This is a genomic window from Arthrobacter sp. MP_M4 (assembly GCF_035984855.1).
In the GTDB taxonomy this organism is placed as follows: domain Bacteria; phylum Actinomycetota; class Actinomycetes; order Actinomycetales; family Micrococcaceae; genus Arthrobacter.
The window spans coordinates 1-1,316 of the sequence record NZ_JAXCHX010000067.1 but is presented as its reverse complement, the minus strand read 5'-3'; the positions used below and the strand labels follow the sequence as shown (position 1 = coordinate 1,316).

1 pseudogene is annotated in these 1,316 nt (G+C 61.6%); it reads right to left on the bottom strand.

The window, feature by feature from the left end:
* A pseudogene (locus RCH15_RS19035) lies at positions 1 to 1,189 on the bottom strand (IS3 family transposase); the annotation flags it as partial.
* Positions 1,190 to 1,316 lie beyond the last annotated feature (127 nt).

Genomic DNA, 1,316 nt, shown 5'->3' with positions numbered 1-1,316 from the left:
ATTCCGGAATGCTGGTGGTGATGGTTGTACCAATCCACAAACTCGCTGATAAAGGCCCTGGCATCGCCAAGGGAAGCGAAGCGTTCGGGAAACATGGGCCCGTATTTCATGGTCTTGAAGAGGCTTTCTGAGTACGGATTATCGTTGCTCACCCGAGGCCGGGAATGTGACCGGGTGACCTCCAGGTCCGAGAGCAGCGCGGCCACAGTCTTGGACGTCATCGAGGTCCCCCGATCCGCGTGCACCACCTGCGGGATGCCGTGGATACCGAAGATTTCCCTCATCATCTCCACGGCTAGAACCGCGGATTCGCTGGCATGCACGTGCGCGCCGACAATGAAGCGGGAGTGGATATCGACCATCATGTAGCAGTCGTAGTATTTGCCCTTCACCGGCCCGGCCAGCTTCGTAATGTCCCAGCTCAGCACCTGGCCCGGGGCGGCAGCCACGAGTTCGGGAACGGCCCGGGGAGGGTGCTTGGCCAGGCGGCGGCGTTCCTTGACCTGTTTGTTCTCCTCCAACACCCGGTAAAACGTTGACAACGACCCCAGGTAGATTCCCTGATCCAGGAGCTTCGCATAGACCTGCATGGGTGCCAGATCCACGAACTCCGGGGCGTTCAACGCCGCCAACACCGCCGCCCGCTCGGCAGGGCTGAGCTTGTTCGGTGGCGTCACCGCCGCCGTTTCCCGGGGCGGTGAGGTCTTCCGGTAAACCGTGGTGCGTGAGACCCCGGTCAGGGAGGCCGCCCGCCGGGTGGGGACCTGTTGTTGGCGCAGGCTTTGGTAGGCGGCCATCAGCTCTTCTTGGACTTCGGCTCGTCCGGTGATTCCTGAATGGCGTTCTCTAAGAACGCCGAGAGTTTTTCCATGATTCCCAAGGCTGCCTCGGATCTTTTCAACCGGCTCTCACTCACCCCCAGCTGGCGGCGCAAACGCGCGATCTCAGCCTCGTCCGCCGACAGTTTCCCGATTGTCTCCCCGGGCTTCTTGCCCGCCAGGACCCCGGCGTCACGGAGCCGGCGCCATTCAGTCATCTGGGAGGAATACAGGCCCTCGCGGCGCAGGAACGCGCCACCTTCATTGGACTCGATGGCCGCCTCGTACGAGGCCAAATAGTCAAGCTTCTGCACTGGGGTGAACGACCGGCGAGGGCTCGGCCCACCAGATCGCGGTCCGGGACTGTTCATAGGACCATCTTGGCCTACGGCACTCAAAACTGGACTGGACATGATTACTGGATTCCTGGTTCTCGCCCCACGCGATTAAGCGGACTTGCTATGAGCCCTTGGTACCGTTCCAGCCTGACACGTAGGG